Consider the following 13,523-nt stretch of genomic DNA (forward strand, 5'->3'; position numbering starts at 1 on the left):
GCGACCCGCGGGGCTTCGCGGCCCCGCCGACAGTTAGGCTCCACATGAGCGGCTCCCTGAACATCACCTCCGCCACGGCCGACCCGGCCCTGCTCGACCTGCCGTGGCAACTGCCGCTGGATGCCTGGCCCAATGAGAACATCGCCTCTCTGCCCAAGGGCCTCTCCCGCCACCTCGTGCGGTTCGCCCACCTGAGCGGACGCGTCGTGGCCATCAAGGAGACCACCAGCGAGATGGCCAAGCGGGAGTACGACATGCTCCGCACCCTGCAGGGCCTCGAGATTCCCTGCGTCGAACCGCTCGCCGTGATCACCAACCGCACCGACGACGACAACGACCCGCTGAATTCGGTGCTGGTCACCCGGCACCTCAAGTTCTCGCTGCCCTACCGGGCGCTGTACTCGCAGGCGCTCCGCCCCGACACCGCCACCCGGCTGGTGGACGCGCTGGCGCTGCTGCTCGTGCGGGTGCACATGGTGGGCCTGTTCTGGGGCGACGTGTCGCTGTCCAACACGCTCTTCCGCCGCGACGCCGGCGCCTTCGCCGCGTACCTCGTCGACGCCGAGACCGGCCAGCTCTACCCGGGCGGCCTCTCCAACGGCCAGCGCGAGAACGACCTCGAAATCGCCCGGGTGAACATCGCCGGCGAGCTGATGGACCTCGAGGCCGGCGGCCGCGTCGCCGACGAGCTCGACCCGGTGCGGGTGAGCAACGGCATTGTGGCGGCCTACCGGCTGCTCTGGAAGGAACTCACCGGATCGGAGTCGTTCGCCAGCAGCGAGCGCTGGCGCATCGCCGAGCGGGTGGAACGCCTCAACCACCTCGGTTTCGACATCGAAGAACTCGCGATCAAAACCGACGAGAACGGCACGACGGTGCGCATCCAGCCCAAGGTCGTCGACGCCGGCCACCACCAGCGCCGCCTGCTGCGCCTCACCGGCCTCGACGCCGAGGAGAACCAGGCCCGCCGGCTGCTCAACGACCTCGACTCCTACGGTGTCGCCTACGGCAACCCCGACGCCGACGAAGAGATGATGGCGCACGAGTGGCTGGTGCGGGTCTTCGAACCCGTCGTGCGGGCCATCCCCCGCGAGCTCAAGGGCAAGCTCGAACCGGCCGAAGTGTTCCACCAGCTGCTCGACCACCGCTGGTACATGGCGCAGAACGCGAACCGGGACATCCCGCTCGCCGAAGCCGTGACCAGCTACGTGCAGGATGTGCTGCGTCACCGCCGCGACGAGGCCACCGTGATCGACCCGCCCACCACGCCGATCACCCTGCCGGATCTCGAAGAAGAGGGCATCGACGCCGACGAGGCCGATGCCGAGGACTGGCGCCTCAACGTCTGACGCCTGCTGACCCTCCGCGCAAACCTTCGTGAGAGGGCAGTTGCGGGCAGTCCTGCAGCCTGGGACTGGCCTCAACTGACATCTCGCGCACCGCGCAATGAAGAACGGCGCAGGTCCTCCCGAGGGAGGACCTGCGCCGTTGTCCTGGGCGCTCTGGGCGGCTTAGGCCTGGGCGGCCTTCGTTGCGGCCTTCGCGACCGCGGCTGCGGCGCGCAGCTTGGAGATCTCGTACAGGGTGACACCGGCGGCGATACCGGCGTTCAGCGACTCGGTGCTCGCGTTGATCGGGATCGACACGATGGCGTCGCAGGTCTCGGTGACGAGGCGGGACAGGCCCTTGCCCTCGCTGCCGACGACCACGACGATCGGGCGCTCGGCGTAGCCGATGCCGAGCTCGGGCAGGAAGGTGTCGCCGCCGCCGTCGAGGCCGATGACGAGAACGCCGCGCTCCTTGAGCAGCTTGAGCGTCTGGGTGAGGTTGCTCGCCATGGCGACGGGCAGGCGCGCGGCGGCACCGGCGGAGGTCTTCCAGGCCGACGCGGTCACGCCCACCGAGCGCCGCTGCGGCACGATGATACCGTGGCCGCCGAACGCCGCGGTGGAGCGGATGATCGCACCGAGGTTGCGGGGGTCGGTGATGCCGTCCAGCGCCACGAACAGCGGCTTGTGGCCGCGGCTGATGGTGAGGTCGAGCAGTTCGATCGGGTGGGCGTACTCGTACGCGGGCACCTTGAGCGCGAGGCCCTGGTGCACGGCGTCCTTACCGGCGAGCCGGTCGATCTCGGGACGCATGACCTCGAGCACCGGGATGTTGCGGGTCGTCGCGAGCTTGAGGACTTCCTTCACCCGGTCGTCCATCTCGATGCGGGTGGCCACGTACAGGGCAGAGGCGGGGATCTTCGCGCGCAGCGCCTCGAGCACCGAGTTGCGGCCGGTGACGACCTCGAACTCGGCATCCGACTTGGCTTTGCGGGTGGACGATCCGCCGCCACCGGTGTTGCCGGTGCCGGTGTTGCGCGTGCTGCGCGGGGCGCCGGAGCCGCCCGGGGCGCGGCTGCGACCGCCGCCGGCCGCCGCGAAGCGGTCCTTGGCGGCCTTGGCCTTGCCCGCGGGGTGGTACGGACGGTCCTCGGCCTTGGGCGTGGGCTTCTTGCCCTCGAGCGCCTGGCGGCCCTGGCCGCCGGAGCCGACCTGGGGTCCCCTGCTGCCCTTGCGCACCGCGCCGGTGCGCGACTTGCGATCTGTGTTCTTCATCAGTCAAAACTCCAATGTGCACCCGACGGGGTGTCTTCGATGGTGATGCCGGCGGCGACGAGCTCGTCCCGGATACGGTCTGCGGCCGCGTAGTCGCGGCCCTGCCTGGCGGCCTGCCGGTCGTTGAGCAGGCGCTCGACGAGGGCGGTAAGGGCCACCATGGCGGGTTCGTCTGTTGCCACGGCCCAGCCGGGCGACAGGGGGTTGATGCCGAGGACCTCGCTCATGGCGAGGACCTGACCGCGGGCGGCGGCGGCGGCGTGCAGGTCTTCGGCGTCGAGGGCCGCGTTGCCGGCGCGCACGGTGTCGTGCAGCACACCGAGCGCCTGCGGCACCGCGAGGTCGTCGTCCATGGCCTCGGCGAAGGCATCCGGCACGATCTCAACGCCGGAGCCGGCGAAGCGGGTGTCGGCCAAGCGGCGGTCGGCGCGGTCGAGGAAGCTCTCGATACGTTCGAGCGCGGCCTCGGCCTCGCCGAGCGAGCCCTCGTGGAAGTCGAGGGTGGACCGGTAGTGCGCGGCGCCCAGGTAGTAGCGCACCACGATCGCGCGGGCCTGGTCGAGCAGTTCGGCCGCGTAGACCGAGTTGCCCAGCGACTTGGACATCTTCTGGCCGTTGGTGTTGACCAGGCCGTTGTGCACCCAGTAGTTCGCAAAGGCGTCGCCGGCGGCGGTGGACTGGGCCAGTTCGTTCTCGTGGTGCGGGAAGCGCAGGTCGAGGCCGCCGCCGTGGATGTCGAACTCTGGACCGAGGTAGCGTGCGGCCATGGCCGAGCACTCGATGTGCCAGCCGGGCCGGCCGTCGCCCCACGGGGACACCCACGCGGCCGAGTCGGGTTCGCCGTCTTTGTGGCCCTTCCAGAGGGCGAAGTCGCGGGGGTCGCGCTTGCCGCGGGGGTCGGCGTCGGCGGCCGCTTCCATGTTGTCGGGGTTCTGCCGGGTGAGCTCGCCGTAGGCCGGCCAGCTGCGGGTGTCGAAGTAGACGTCACCGGAGCCGTCTTCGGCCGGGTAGGCGTGGCCGTTGTCGATCAATCGCGCGACGATGTCCTGCATCTCGTGCACGCTGGCGGTGGCGCGGGGTTCGTAGGTGGGGGCGAGGATGCCCAGGCGCTGATAGCCGGCGGTGAATTCGAGCTCGTAGCGGTAGGCCAGCGCCCACCACTGTTCGGTGGTGCCCTGCGCGTTGATCAGGATCTTGTCGTCGATATCGGTGACGTTGCGCACGAACGTGACGTCGTTGCCGCGGTAGCTGAGCCAGCGCCGCAACTGGTCGTAGACCAGGGCGCTGCGCAGGTGACCGATGTGAGGGGAGGACTGCACCGTGGGTCCGCAGACGTAGATTCCCACCTTGCCCGGAACGATCGGCAGGAAATCGCGAAGGGCCTGGGCCTTCGAGTCGTATAGTCGCATGCTCACTGGTTCAGTTTAGGCGAGGGCCGGCTGGATGCTCGGGTAGATGACGGCGGTAGCCAGCGCGGTGATGCCCTCACCGCGGCCGGTGAAGCCGAGCGCGTCGGTGGTGGTGGCCGAAACAGACACCGGGGCGTGCAGGATGCGCCCGAGCAGCTCTTGCGCTTCGAGGCGTCTCGGGGCCAGCTTGGGCCGGTTGCCGATGATCTGCACGGTGACGTTGCCGATCCGGAAGCCGGCGTCGGTGACTAGGCGCAGGGTCTCGGCGAGGAACACCTCGCCGTGCGCGTCGGTGAGGCGGGGGTCGGCGGTGCCGAAGACCTGGCCGATGTCGCCCAGGCCCGCGGCCGCCAGGAGCGCATCGCAGATGGCGTGCACGGCCGCGTCGCCGTCGCTGTGCCCGGACAGGCCGCGCTCCCCCGGCCAGTGCAGTCCGGCCAGCCAGAGCGCGCTGGTGTCGTCGAAGGCGTGCACGTCCAGGCCGGTGCCGACCCGCGGCAGGGCGGCGGGCTCGCTCTCGCCGAGCAGCAGCTCGGCCCGGCGGAGGTCCCAGGCTGTGGTGACCTTGAACGCGAGCGGGTCGCCGGGAATGATGCCCACCGGGTCGCCGGCCGCTGCGACGAGAGCGGCGTCGTCGGTGAGGTCGCGGGCGACGGCATCCGTGGCGGGCAGGCTCGCCGCCCAAGCGAAGGCGGCGTCGAGCATCGGCCGGGGAAAGCCCTGCGGGGTCTGCACGGCCGAGAGGTGTGACCTGTCGACGGTGCCCAGGATGCTGTTGGCGGCGTCGATCCTCTTGATGGTGTCGACCACGGGCAGGCCGGGCACGATGCCGTGCCCGGTCTGGCGCACGGCGGTGATCACGGCGGCGAACTGGCCGGCCGGGGTGAGCGCCCTGGCGGCGTCGTGCACGAGCACCACGGCCACACCGGGGCGCACCGCGGCCAGGCCCCGGGCTACGGAGGCCTGCCGGGTGTCTCCCCCGGTCACCACGCTGACGTAGTCCACGGCGCCGCCGGCAACCCGCCCGGCGATGGCCTGAGCTTCGGCCAGCTGCGCCTCCGGCGCCACCACGACCACCTGGGCGGGTTCGGCCAGGCCGAAGATCCCGGTCAGGGCGTGCTCGAGAATGCTGCGTCCGGCCAGTGGCACGAACGCCTTGGGCTGGTCGCGGCCGAGCCGGCTTCCGCTGCCGGCGGCGACGACAATGACCGCGACCGCGGGATCCGGGTATTCAGTCATGTCTGGAGGCTATCTGGTGGGGCGCGGTAAAGCGTAAGCGAAAAGTGGGCGGGGCTGGAGCGGGTGGTGCGGCACAGCGGATGGGGGCGGAACGTGCGAAAGGCGGCACCGAGAGGCGCCGCCTGTCACAGAAACGCTAATCCTACGAGGCGAGCACCTCATCGAGCACGATCGAGGCCTTGTCTTCGTCGGTCTTTTCGGCCAGGGCGAGTTCGGAGATGAGGATTTGCCGCGCCTTCGCGAGCATCCGCTTCTCCCCGGCCGAGAGGCCGCGGTCCTGATCGCGGCGCCACAGGTCGCGCACGACCTCCGACACCTTGATCACGTCGCCGCTGGCCAGCTTTTCCAGGTTGGCCTTGTACCGGCGTGACCAGTTGGTGGGTTCTTCGGTGAACGGCGCCCGGAGAACTTCGAAGACGCGGTCGAGGCCGTCTTGTCCGATCACGTCGCGTACTCCGACGAGATCGACATTCTCTGCGGGAACCTCGATGGTGAGGTCGCCCTGGGTGACGTTGAGCTTCAAATACAGTTTTTCTTCACCCTTGATGATGCGAGTTTTCACCTCGGTGATCGTCGCAGCGCCGTGGTGGGGATAAACGACTGTTTCGCCGACTTCAAATAACATGTATTGATATCCCTTCAGCAACGTCTATGATACCACCCCGGCGCGGGCGGGCCCGGTGAGTTGCTCGGCGGGAGAACAGCGGGCAGGCCGGCCCCTCTGCCCTGGTCGCCACGCCTGATCGGCCCATCCGCCCAGGCGGGACACTTCCGTAAGGTAAACTCAACGAAAATCTGCAGCGTTCATGCCACTTCGGCTGAACGCTGAACTCTTGTGGAGGTCTTGTGAGAGCGCGAACCATGGCAACCGTCGTTGTGGCGGCCGGCATCCTGTTGGGCACCAGCGGATGTAATCTGTTCGCCCCCCAGGCGACGACCATCCACTATGACGCCAGCGACGGCGTCAGCGGCAACGTCGGCAACCTCGCGGTGCGCAACGCCATGCTGATCACGGCCGACGGCGAGAACGCCAACCTGGTCGTGCACGTGGTGAACAACGGCGACGACGACATCGACCTGCTCGTGCAGTACGAGGGCGTGGACGAGAAGGTCAGCAAGAGCATTCAGGTCGAAGCGAACAGCACGACCGAGATCGGCCTGCCCGGCGGCCAGAGCGTCGGCGTCGAGAGCCTGAACGCCTCGGCCGGGTCGCTGTTCCCGGTCTTCTTCCAGTACGGCGACCTCACCGGCATCGAACTGCTCGTTCCGGTGCTCGACGGCACCCTGAACGAGTACTCCACCCTGGTGCCCACCCCGTCGCCGACACCGACGCCGCAGCCCGCCGAGACGGAGACCCCGGCCACGGAGGCTCCCGCCGAGCCGACCGCGACGCCGGAAGCGACCACCGCCCCGTAACGCTCTGCACAGTCGCGACTCGCGATGAGCCACGAAATGCCCCTCGATCAACGTCGAGGGGCATTTTTGCGGTCTGCGGGCGGGTCAGGCCTCGAAGCGGTAGCCGAGGCCGCGCACGGTCACCAGCATGGTCGGGTCGGAAGGAATGGCCTCGATGCGGGAGCGGATGCGCTTGATGTGCACGTCGAGGGTCTTGGTGTCGCCGAAGTAGTCGGTGCCCCAGACCCGGTCGATCAGCTGACCGCGGGTGAGCACCCGGCCGGCGTTGCGCAGCAGGTATTCGAGCAGTTCGAATTCTTTCAGCGGCATGTTCACGACGGTGCCGGACACCGACACGGTGTGCCGCTCCAGGTCCATCCGCACGGTTCCGGCGGCCAGCACAGAGTCATCCTCGTCGGACGGGTCGGTGTGCCGGCGCGAGACGGCGCGGATGCGGGCCAGCAGTTCCCGGGTGGAATACGGCTTGGTGACATAGTCGTCTGCACCGAGCTCGAGTCCCACGACGATGTCCACCTCTGAATCCTTGGCGGTGAGCATGATGATGGGCACCGCGGAGCGGGTGCGGATCTCCCGGCACACCTCGGTGCCGGGGATGCCGGGGAGCATCAGGTCCAGCAGCACCAGGTCGGCGCCGGCCCGGTCGAACTCGGCCAGGGCGCTGGGCCCGTCCTCGGCCACCGTGACCTCGTAGCCCTCACGTTCCAGCAGGAACGCCAGCGGTTCGCTCAGTGCCTGCTCGTCTTCGACCAGAAGGATTCGGCTCATGGGGTTTCTCCTGTCACCGCTTGCGCGGGGTGTCTCGCCTCTGGCAGGCGAATGGTGAAGGTCGAACCGCTTCCCGGTTGCGACCAGACTCGAATGTCGCCGCCGTGGATCTGCACGACGTGCTTGACGATGGACAGCCCCAGGCCGGTGCCGCCGGTGTTGCGCGACCGGGCCTGGTCGACCCTGAAGAAGCGTTCGAAGATGCGGTCGTGGTCGGCTTCGGCGATGCCGACGCCCTGGTCGGTGACGGTGATCTGCACCACGCCGTCGGTGGCCCTGGCCCCGATGCCGACGCGCGACCCCGGTGCGGAGTAGTGCACGGCGTTGGCGACGAGGTTGTGCACGGCCATCACGAGCAGCCGTTCGTCGCCGTAGACCTGGGCGCGACACTTCTTGCCCACGGCGATGGTGATCCGGTCGGCGTCGGCGGCCACCCGGTTCTGGTCGATGCCGGCCGCCACGATCTCGTCGATGTCCAATAGCTCCGGCTCCCGCAGCGCATCCTGCGCCTGCAGCCTGGACAGTTCGATGATCTCCTGGGTGAGCCGGGCCAACCGACCGGCCTCCGTGGTGAGGCGGTCGGCGAAGCGGCGCACCTGGACGGGTTCGTCGGCCGCGTGGCCGAGCGCCTCAGCGAGCAGGCCGACCGCGGCGATCGGGGTCTTCAGTTCGTGGCTGATGTTCGCCACGAAGTCACGCCGCACCTCGTCGAGCCGGAACGCTTCCGTGCGGTCCTCCGCGAGGATCAGGACGTAGCGGGAGCCCAGCCGGGCCAGCCGCACCCGCAAGTGCATGCTCGCGTCGCCGAACGGACCGCGGGACAAGACCAGGTCCTCCGACACGGCCTCCCCGGTGCGGCGCACTCCCCTGGCGAGGTCGAGGAGTTCCGGATGCGCGAGCTGCCCGTTGACCACCAAGCCCATGCTCAGCGCTCCCGGTGAGGTCTTGATGACATTGTTCGACGGGTCGAGCACCACCCCGGCGCTTTCGAGCGCATCCAAGACCTGGTCGATACCGTCTGGCACCGCCGGATTGACGACTTCGGCCGCCCGCTTGCCGTGCCGCTCAGCGACATAGAGCAGGGTGACGAACCCGGCCCCCACGGCGAGGCCCAGTGCCAAGGAGAGCAGCACCAGCCACGTTGATTCCATTTCCCCAGATTAGTGACTAGTCGCGAGTGCCATTCGCAGCAGTGTCGGTGGGCACCCGGTACTTTAGGAACTGTTCAATCGAACGGCACCTGCCGTTAACCTCCGTTCGCCATTATTGGCCGGGGGCCAGGCGGGTCTCACGCGTTCGCGCGCTTTGGCGCGACCAGGAAGGACCACAGATACATGCGTGAAGTATTTCAGCAGGAGCTCGCCGAGGTGCAGGACCGCCTCGCCGAGATTGCGCGCCTGGTGGCCATCTCCATAGAAAAGGCAACCAGGGCATTCAACAAGTCCGACGTGACGCTGGCCGAAGAGGTCATCGCTGATGACGACAAAATCGACGAGCTCACCGTGCAGCTCGACGAGCTGGCGATCACGATCCTCGCCCGGCAGCAGCCCGTCGCCAGGGACCTCCGCATCGTGGTGAGCGCCCTGCGCATCAGCGCGTCGCTCGAGCGGATGGGCGACATGTCCACCCACATCTCGCAGCTGGCCCGGTACCGGTTCCCCGACAAGGTGATCCCGAAGAGCCTGCGCCCCACCTTCGCGGAAATGGGCGCCCTCGACGTGAAGATCGCGAACATGCTCGCCGAACTGCTCACCACCGAGGACATGGCGCTGGCCGAGGCCATCCGCAACGAAGACGACAAGGTCGACGCCCTGCACCTCAGTGTCTTCGACGCCGTGCTCGGCGAGACCTGGAAGGGCCAGGCCGCCGACACCGTCGACGCCACCCTCGCCAGCCGGTACCACGAGCGGTTCGCCGACCACGCCGTGTCGATCGCCAAGAAGGTGCAGTACCTGGGCACGGGCGACTGGCAGCAGCCGGCCCCGGCCGACGCGTAGAGTTCGACGCCACCGCCGGTCGAGCCTGTCGAGACCTCGTGAGGGATCTCGACAAGCTCGGATCTCGACAAGCTCGATCACCGAAGCGCACCAGAAAGGCCCCCGTCTCTGACGGGGGCCTTTCTTGTGGGGCTTGTTACTTCTTGGCGCCCTGGGCTGCGACGGCGGCGGCACCGGCGGCTGCTGCGTCGGGGTCGAGGTACTCGCCCGCACCGATCGGCTTGAGGTCTTCGTCGAGGCGGTAGACCAGCGGGATACCGGTGGGGATGTTCAGCTCGGCGATGTCGGCGTCGGAGATGCCGTCGAGGTGCTTGACCAGCGCGCGCAGCGAGTTGCCGTGCGCGGTGACGAGCACGGTCTTGCCGGTGCGGAGGTCCGCGGCGATGTCGGACTCCCAGTACGGCAGCATGCGTGCAATGACGTCCTTGAGGCTCTCGGTGCGCGGCACGTCGTCGCCCAGGTCGGCGTAGCGGGCGTCAGCGGCCTGCGACCACTCGGAGGAGTCGTCAAGCAGGGGCGGCGGCACGTCGAACGAGCGGCGCCAGGTCTGGAACTGCTCCGGACCGTACTTGGCCAGGGTCTCGGCCTTGTCCAGGCCCTGCAGGGCGCCGTAGTGGCGCTCGTTGAGGCGCCAGGAGCGCTTGACGTCGATCCACAGGCGGTCGGCCTCTTCGAGGGCGATGTTCGCGGTCTGGATCGCGCGGGTGAGGCGCGAGGTGTGCAGAACGTCGGGCAGCAGGCCCGACTCGGCCAGCAGCTCGCCGGCGCGCAGCGCCTCGGCACGGCCCTGGTCGCTCAGACGCACATCCACCCATCCGGTGAAGAGGTTTTGCTGGTTCCAGGTGCTGTTGCCGTGGCGGAGAAGGATGAGGGTATAGGGAGCAGACATGGTCCAACTCTAGCGAGGCGGTCGCCGCTGTGCCGCACCGGCGGGTGCGACGAAAGTCCCGCCGTCACCCGGCGTCAGCGGACTGTCAGCCGCGTGGAACCCGCACGCCCAGCCGCGGCAACCGGGGGATGTCGGCGGTGGATCCCGCGGACTCCGGCACGATCACTTCCTGGCTGGCCGTGATCGAGATGCCCTGCGAAAGCACGTGCAGGGTGACGGTGCCCGGCACCGTGCGCTTGATCACGGCGAGCGCGATCGGCCCGAGCTCGTAGTGGATGGCGCTGGAGGTGATGGCGCCGACGGTACGACGCTCCGGCTCACCGCCCGCGACGAACCGGTCGCCCTGCACCTCGTCGCCGTGCGCGGGTAGAACGGAGTCCGAGCCGTCGAGGTGCAGCAGCACCAGGCGGCGCGGCGGGTGGCCGAGGTTGTGCACCTTGGCGATGGTCTCCTGGCCGCGGTAGCAGCCCTTGTTCAGGTGCACGGCGGTGCGCAGCCAGTCCAGTTCGTGCGGGATGGTGCGTTCGTCGGCGTCGAGGGCGCCGCGGGGGCGCCACGCGGCAATGCGCAACGCCTCGAGGGCGAGCAGGCCGGCCGTGCCGACGGTGCCGGCCGCGGCGGAGTCTCGAAGCGCCGGCAGTGCGGACCGGTCGATGAGAACCTCCGACCAGCGCCAGTCTGCGGCGGGGTGGGAGGCTTCGGCGGCGTACTGCCACCCGCCGGGCGTCACTGTGGTCCACGGGTCGTGCCAGACCAAGGGCACCCCGTTCGGGCTGGAGGGGGTAAGGCCGACACCGGCCGGGTCCACGGCCATGGTGCCGATGGTGGCGTAGGCGAGGGTGTGGTCGACGACCTGCACCCGCAGGGTGAACCGCATCCGGTCGAGCCAGGCGTGCAGGCCGGGCAGCTCGGCGGCTTCGATCAGCAGCCAGCTCTCCACGCCGTCGTCGATCAGCGCGATGGCGTACTCGAGGTGACCGGCCGGGTCGAGCAGCAAGGTCTCGGTGGACTGGCCGGGGGTGAGGCCGCGCAGTTCCTGGCTCGACATCGAGTTGAGCCAGGTGAGCCGGTCGGGACCGGAAATGGACAGCACACCCCGGTGGGACAGGTCCACGACGGCCGTACCGGCCAGCAGGCGGCGCTGTTCGGCGTTCGGGCTGCCGTAGTGGGCGGCCACGCCGGCGTCGATGCCCTCAGCCTCGACGGCACCGTCGAGGGCCAACAGGGGTGATGCGGATGGTGCGGCGGGGGTGGTCATCGGGCTCTCCTTGCATCAGGCGTCGGAGTCACCCGATCGGCGCCTCGAGCGGGCCGGTCGACAGCGGGAACTTCGGCCCATATGCTAACCCAACGGCCTGTGCGGCATCAGGTATTCCCGCCCGGCCCCTGGAACCCTCTGACGCTGGAGTCACCGATGACCATCCCCGCCCGCTATGTCGCCGTGCTTCGCCTACTCGCTGCGGTGCTCACGATTGTGGCCGTCACCGCCACCTTCCTCTCCTCTGCCGCGCGCGGCACGGTCAATCCGTTCAACTTCTTCGGCTTCTTCACCATCCAGTCCAATCTCCTGGCCGCGGCAACGCTGGCCGGTACCGCCGTGCTCTGCCTGCAGGGCCGCCGCCCACCGCCGTGGCTGGACCTCGCCCGGGCGGCGACGACGGCGTACATGGTCGTCGTCGGCATCGTCTACAACACCCTGCTCACCAATGTCAGCGGCGGAGTCGCCCTGCCGTGGGCGAACACGGTGCTGCATGTGATCTTGCCGATCTACTGTCTGGTGGACTGGCTGCTCGTGGCCGACCGCGCAGCCCAACCCTGGCGTCAGCTCTGGCTGGTGCTGGTCTACCCGGTGCTCTGGACCACCGTGGTACTGCTGCGTGGCGCGACGGATGGCTGGGTGCCGTACCCGTTCCTCAACCCGACCACCGGGTATGGCTCGGTCTTCGTCTACGTGCTGCTGATCGCTGTTGCCTTCATCATCGCCGGGGCGGCGGTGTTCGGGCTGAGCCGCCTGCGCCTGATCGGCGCGGCGGGCGCACCCGCGAGCGGGCGAAGCCGCGGTTAGGCCGCCCGGCTGAGCCGGCCGGAAGCGTGCGTGCGCAGGTCTTGGCCGAGCGCGGCGATGTCCCACGCCCAGAGCAGGTGGCTGTCGACGAGGCCGTAGAGCCGGGTGGCCGCCGCGTACGGCTTGGCCCCGCTGGTCTGCACGATGGCGTCGGTGGCGAGGTCGATGCGGGGGCCTTTCACCTGGCCGAGGTAGAGCTCGAGCACACCGCCGGGGTGCACCAGGCTGACTTCGATGTCGAAGCCGCCGTCGGCGTTCCGCAGGGTCTCCACGGCTTCAGCGGTCTGGTACGGGGCGGCGCCAACGCCGGGAAGGAGCCCTGGACCGGGATCGCCGGCCTGCTGCGGGCGGCTGAGCCGCCAGTAGCCGGTCTCGGTCATCAGCGGGATGGGCGGCGCGGCCGCCGGGGCGGAATCATCCGTCGCCGCGGCATCCGTGACCTCGGGTTCAAGCCAGGTGTACGAGCTGTAGTTCAGGTGCGGCAGGCCGTCATGGCTGAAGCTGATGCGGTGCCCGAACTCGCGGGTGACCTTTTCGCCGTCGACGGTGTAGTCCAGGATTCCCGAACCTTCCCAGACGCCGATCAGCCACGACAGCGGAACGAGCTCGGACGGCAAACCGACCGGAAGTTCGATCACGTCGGTTACCGCTGGCCCCGGAACAGCTTGAACAGCACGATGCCGGAGACCCAGGCGATCGACAGGCTGGCCAGCGCGAGGAGGCCCAGGAACAGGATTTCGAGTGCGAGCGTTGACATGCCCCAACTCTAGCCTCTGAGCGGCCGGAACCGGCCAGGCGGCACCGGTTAGACGAGTCCGAACAGGGCGAACAGGCCCGTGGCCAGGGCCAGCACAACCACGACACCCACCAGGCTGAGCGTGACCCGGTGCACGTAGCCCTCTTTCTGCCCGGTGGACAGCTGGGCGGCGAGGGTGAGGATGGTGCAGCCGGCGAGCGACAGGCTCAGCCAAACCAGCCGGTTTTCCGGGGCGACGAGCACGCCGGTCAGTACGGCACAGACGATGGCGACCAGCCAAATCGTCACGACACTCAATTGCTTCCAGCTCACGCTCCCATTCTGCACGCCCGAGTCTCATTCCGTGGCACGCTAGTATTAGCCGCACGATACTTGGAGGACCT

14 protein-coding genes are annotated in these 13,523 nt (G+C 68.8%); 4 read left to right on the forward strand and 10 right to left on the reverse strand.

Annotated features, from left to right (window positions below):
- Nucleotides 1-44: 44 nt before the first annotated feature.
- A complete protein-coding gene (locus CTB96_RS18070; protein ID WP_110128162.1) occupies nt 45-1,349 on the forward strand; it encodes a DUF4032 domain-containing protein in 1,305 nt (434 codons plus the stop codon).
- 162 nt (nt 1,350-1,511) lie between these two features.
- Here the strand turns inward: CTB96_RS18070 and rlmB are convergent, their stop codons facing one another.
- The 4 genes from rlmB to CTB96_RS18090 all read right to left on the reverse strand — a co-directional run bounded on the left by rlmB (nt 1,512) and on the right by CTB96_RS18090 (nt 5,876).
- Nucleotides 1,512-2,603, reverse strand: a complete 1,092-nt coding sequence (rlmB, locus tag CTB96_RS18075) for a 23S rRNA (guanosine(2251)-2'-O)-methyltransferase RlmB (protein WP_110128163.1) — start codon at nt 2,601-2,603, stop codon at nt 1,512-1,514.
- Nucleotides 2,603-4,018, reverse strand: a complete 1,416-nt coding sequence (gene cysS, locus CTB96_RS18080) for a cysteine--tRNA ligase (RefSeq protein WP_110128164.1) — start codon at nt 4,016-4,018, stop codon at nt 2,603-2,605. The genes rlmB and cysS overlap by 1 nt, the downstream gene beginning before the upstream one ends.
- 9 nt (nt 4,019-4,027) lie before the next feature.
- Nucleotides 4,028-5,251: a 2-C-methyl-D-erythritol 4-phosphate cytidylyltransferase gene (ispD, locus tag CTB96_RS18085; protein WP_110128165.1), complete on the reverse strand. Its 1,224-nt coding sequence runs from the start codon at nt 5,249-5,251 to the stop codon at nt 4,028-4,030.
- A gap of 142 nt (nt 5,252-5,393) precedes the next feature.
- Nucleotides 5,394-5,876 carry a CarD family transcriptional regulator gene (locus CTB96_RS18090; protein WP_110128166.1) on the reverse strand — a complete coding sequence of 161 codons (483 nt, stop codon included), beginning with the start codon at nt 5,874-5,876 and terminating at the stop codon, nt 5,394-5,396.
- A gap of 236 nt (nt 5,877-6,112) precedes the next feature.
- On the opposite strand from CTB96_RS18090, the gene CTB96_RS18095 reads away from it, so the two are divergent.
- Entirely contained in the window at nt 6,113-6,667 is a 555-nt protein-coding gene (locus CTB96_RS18095) for a DNA modification methylase (RefSeq protein WP_110128167.1), read from the forward strand.
- An 84-nt stretch (nt 6,668-6,751) separates the two neighbouring features.
- Here CTB96_RS18095 and CTB96_RS18100 read toward each other — a convergent pair whose 3' ends face one another.
- The gene (locus tag CTB96_RS18100; RefSeq protein WP_110128168.1) at nt 6,752-7,432 is read right to left on the reverse strand and encodes a response regulator transcription factor; all 681 of its coding nucleotides are present in this window, start codon (nt 7,430-7,432) and stop codon (nt 6,752-6,754) included.
- Nucleotides 7,429-8,583 carry a sensor histidine kinase gene (locus CTB96_RS18105; protein ID WP_110128169.1) on the reverse strand — a complete coding sequence of 385 codons (1,155 nt, stop codon included), beginning with the start codon at nt 8,581-8,583 and terminating at the stop codon, nt 7,429-7,431. Before CTB96_RS18105 ends, CTB96_RS18100 begins: the two co-directional genes overlap by 4 nt.
- Before the next feature lie 183 nt (nt 8,584-8,766).
- On the opposite strand from CTB96_RS18105, the gene phoU reads away from it, so the two are divergent.
- Nucleotides 8,767-9,429 (forward strand): phosphate signaling complex protein PhoU, encoded by a 663-nt coding sequence (gene phoU, locus CTB96_RS18110; protein WP_110128170.1) that lies wholly within the window; start codon nt 8,767-8,769, stop codon nt 9,427-9,429.
- Between the two features lie 136 nt (nt 9,430-9,565).
- Here the strand turns inward: phoU and CTB96_RS18115 are convergent, their stop codons facing one another.
- Together CTB96_RS18115 and ygfZ are read right to left on the reverse strand one after the other, a co-directional pair.
- Nucleotides 9,566-10,318, reverse strand: a complete 753-nt coding sequence (locus CTB96_RS18115) for a phosphoglyceromutase (RefSeq protein ID WP_110128171.1) — start codon at nt 10,316-10,318, stop codon at nt 9,566-9,568.
- An 85-nt stretch (nt 10,319-10,403) separates the two neighbouring features.
- Entirely contained in the window at nt 10,404-11,576 is a 1,173-nt protein-coding gene (ygfZ, locus tag CTB96_RS18120; RefSeq protein WP_110128172.1) for a CAF17-like 4Fe-4S cluster assembly/insertion protein YgfZ, read from the reverse strand.
- A gap of 156 nt (nt 11,577-11,732) precedes the next feature.
- Here ygfZ and CTB96_RS18125 point away from each other — a divergent pair, with 156 nt between their 5' ends.
- Entirely contained in the window at nt 11,733-12,383 is a 651-nt protein-coding gene (locus CTB96_RS18125; protein WP_110128173.1) for a Pr6Pr family membrane protein, read from the forward strand.
- Here the strand turns inward: CTB96_RS18125 and CTB96_RS18130 are convergent.
- Both CTB96_RS18130 and CTB96_RS18135 read right to left on the reverse strand, forming a co-directional pair.
- Nucleotides 12,380-13,021: a heme-binding beta-barrel domain-containing protein gene (locus tag CTB96_RS18130; protein ID WP_110128174.1), complete on the reverse strand. Its 642-nt coding sequence runs from the start codon at nt 13,019-13,021 to the stop codon at nt 12,380-12,382. The genes CTB96_RS18125 and CTB96_RS18130 overlap by 4 nt on opposite strands.
- 167 nt (nt 13,022-13,188) lie before the next feature.
- Nucleotides 13,189-13,452: a hypothetical protein gene (locus tag CTB96_RS18135; protein ID WP_146215855.1), complete on the reverse strand. Its 264-nt coding sequence runs from the start codon at nt 13,450-13,452 to the stop codon at nt 13,189-13,191.
- Nucleotides 13,453-13,523 lie beyond the last annotated feature (71 nt).

It is taken from the genome of Cryobacterium arcticum (assembly GCF_003185895.1).
Lineage (GTDB): Bacteria > Actinomycetota > Actinomycetes > Actinomycetales > Microbacteriaceae > Cryobacterium > Cryobacterium arcticum.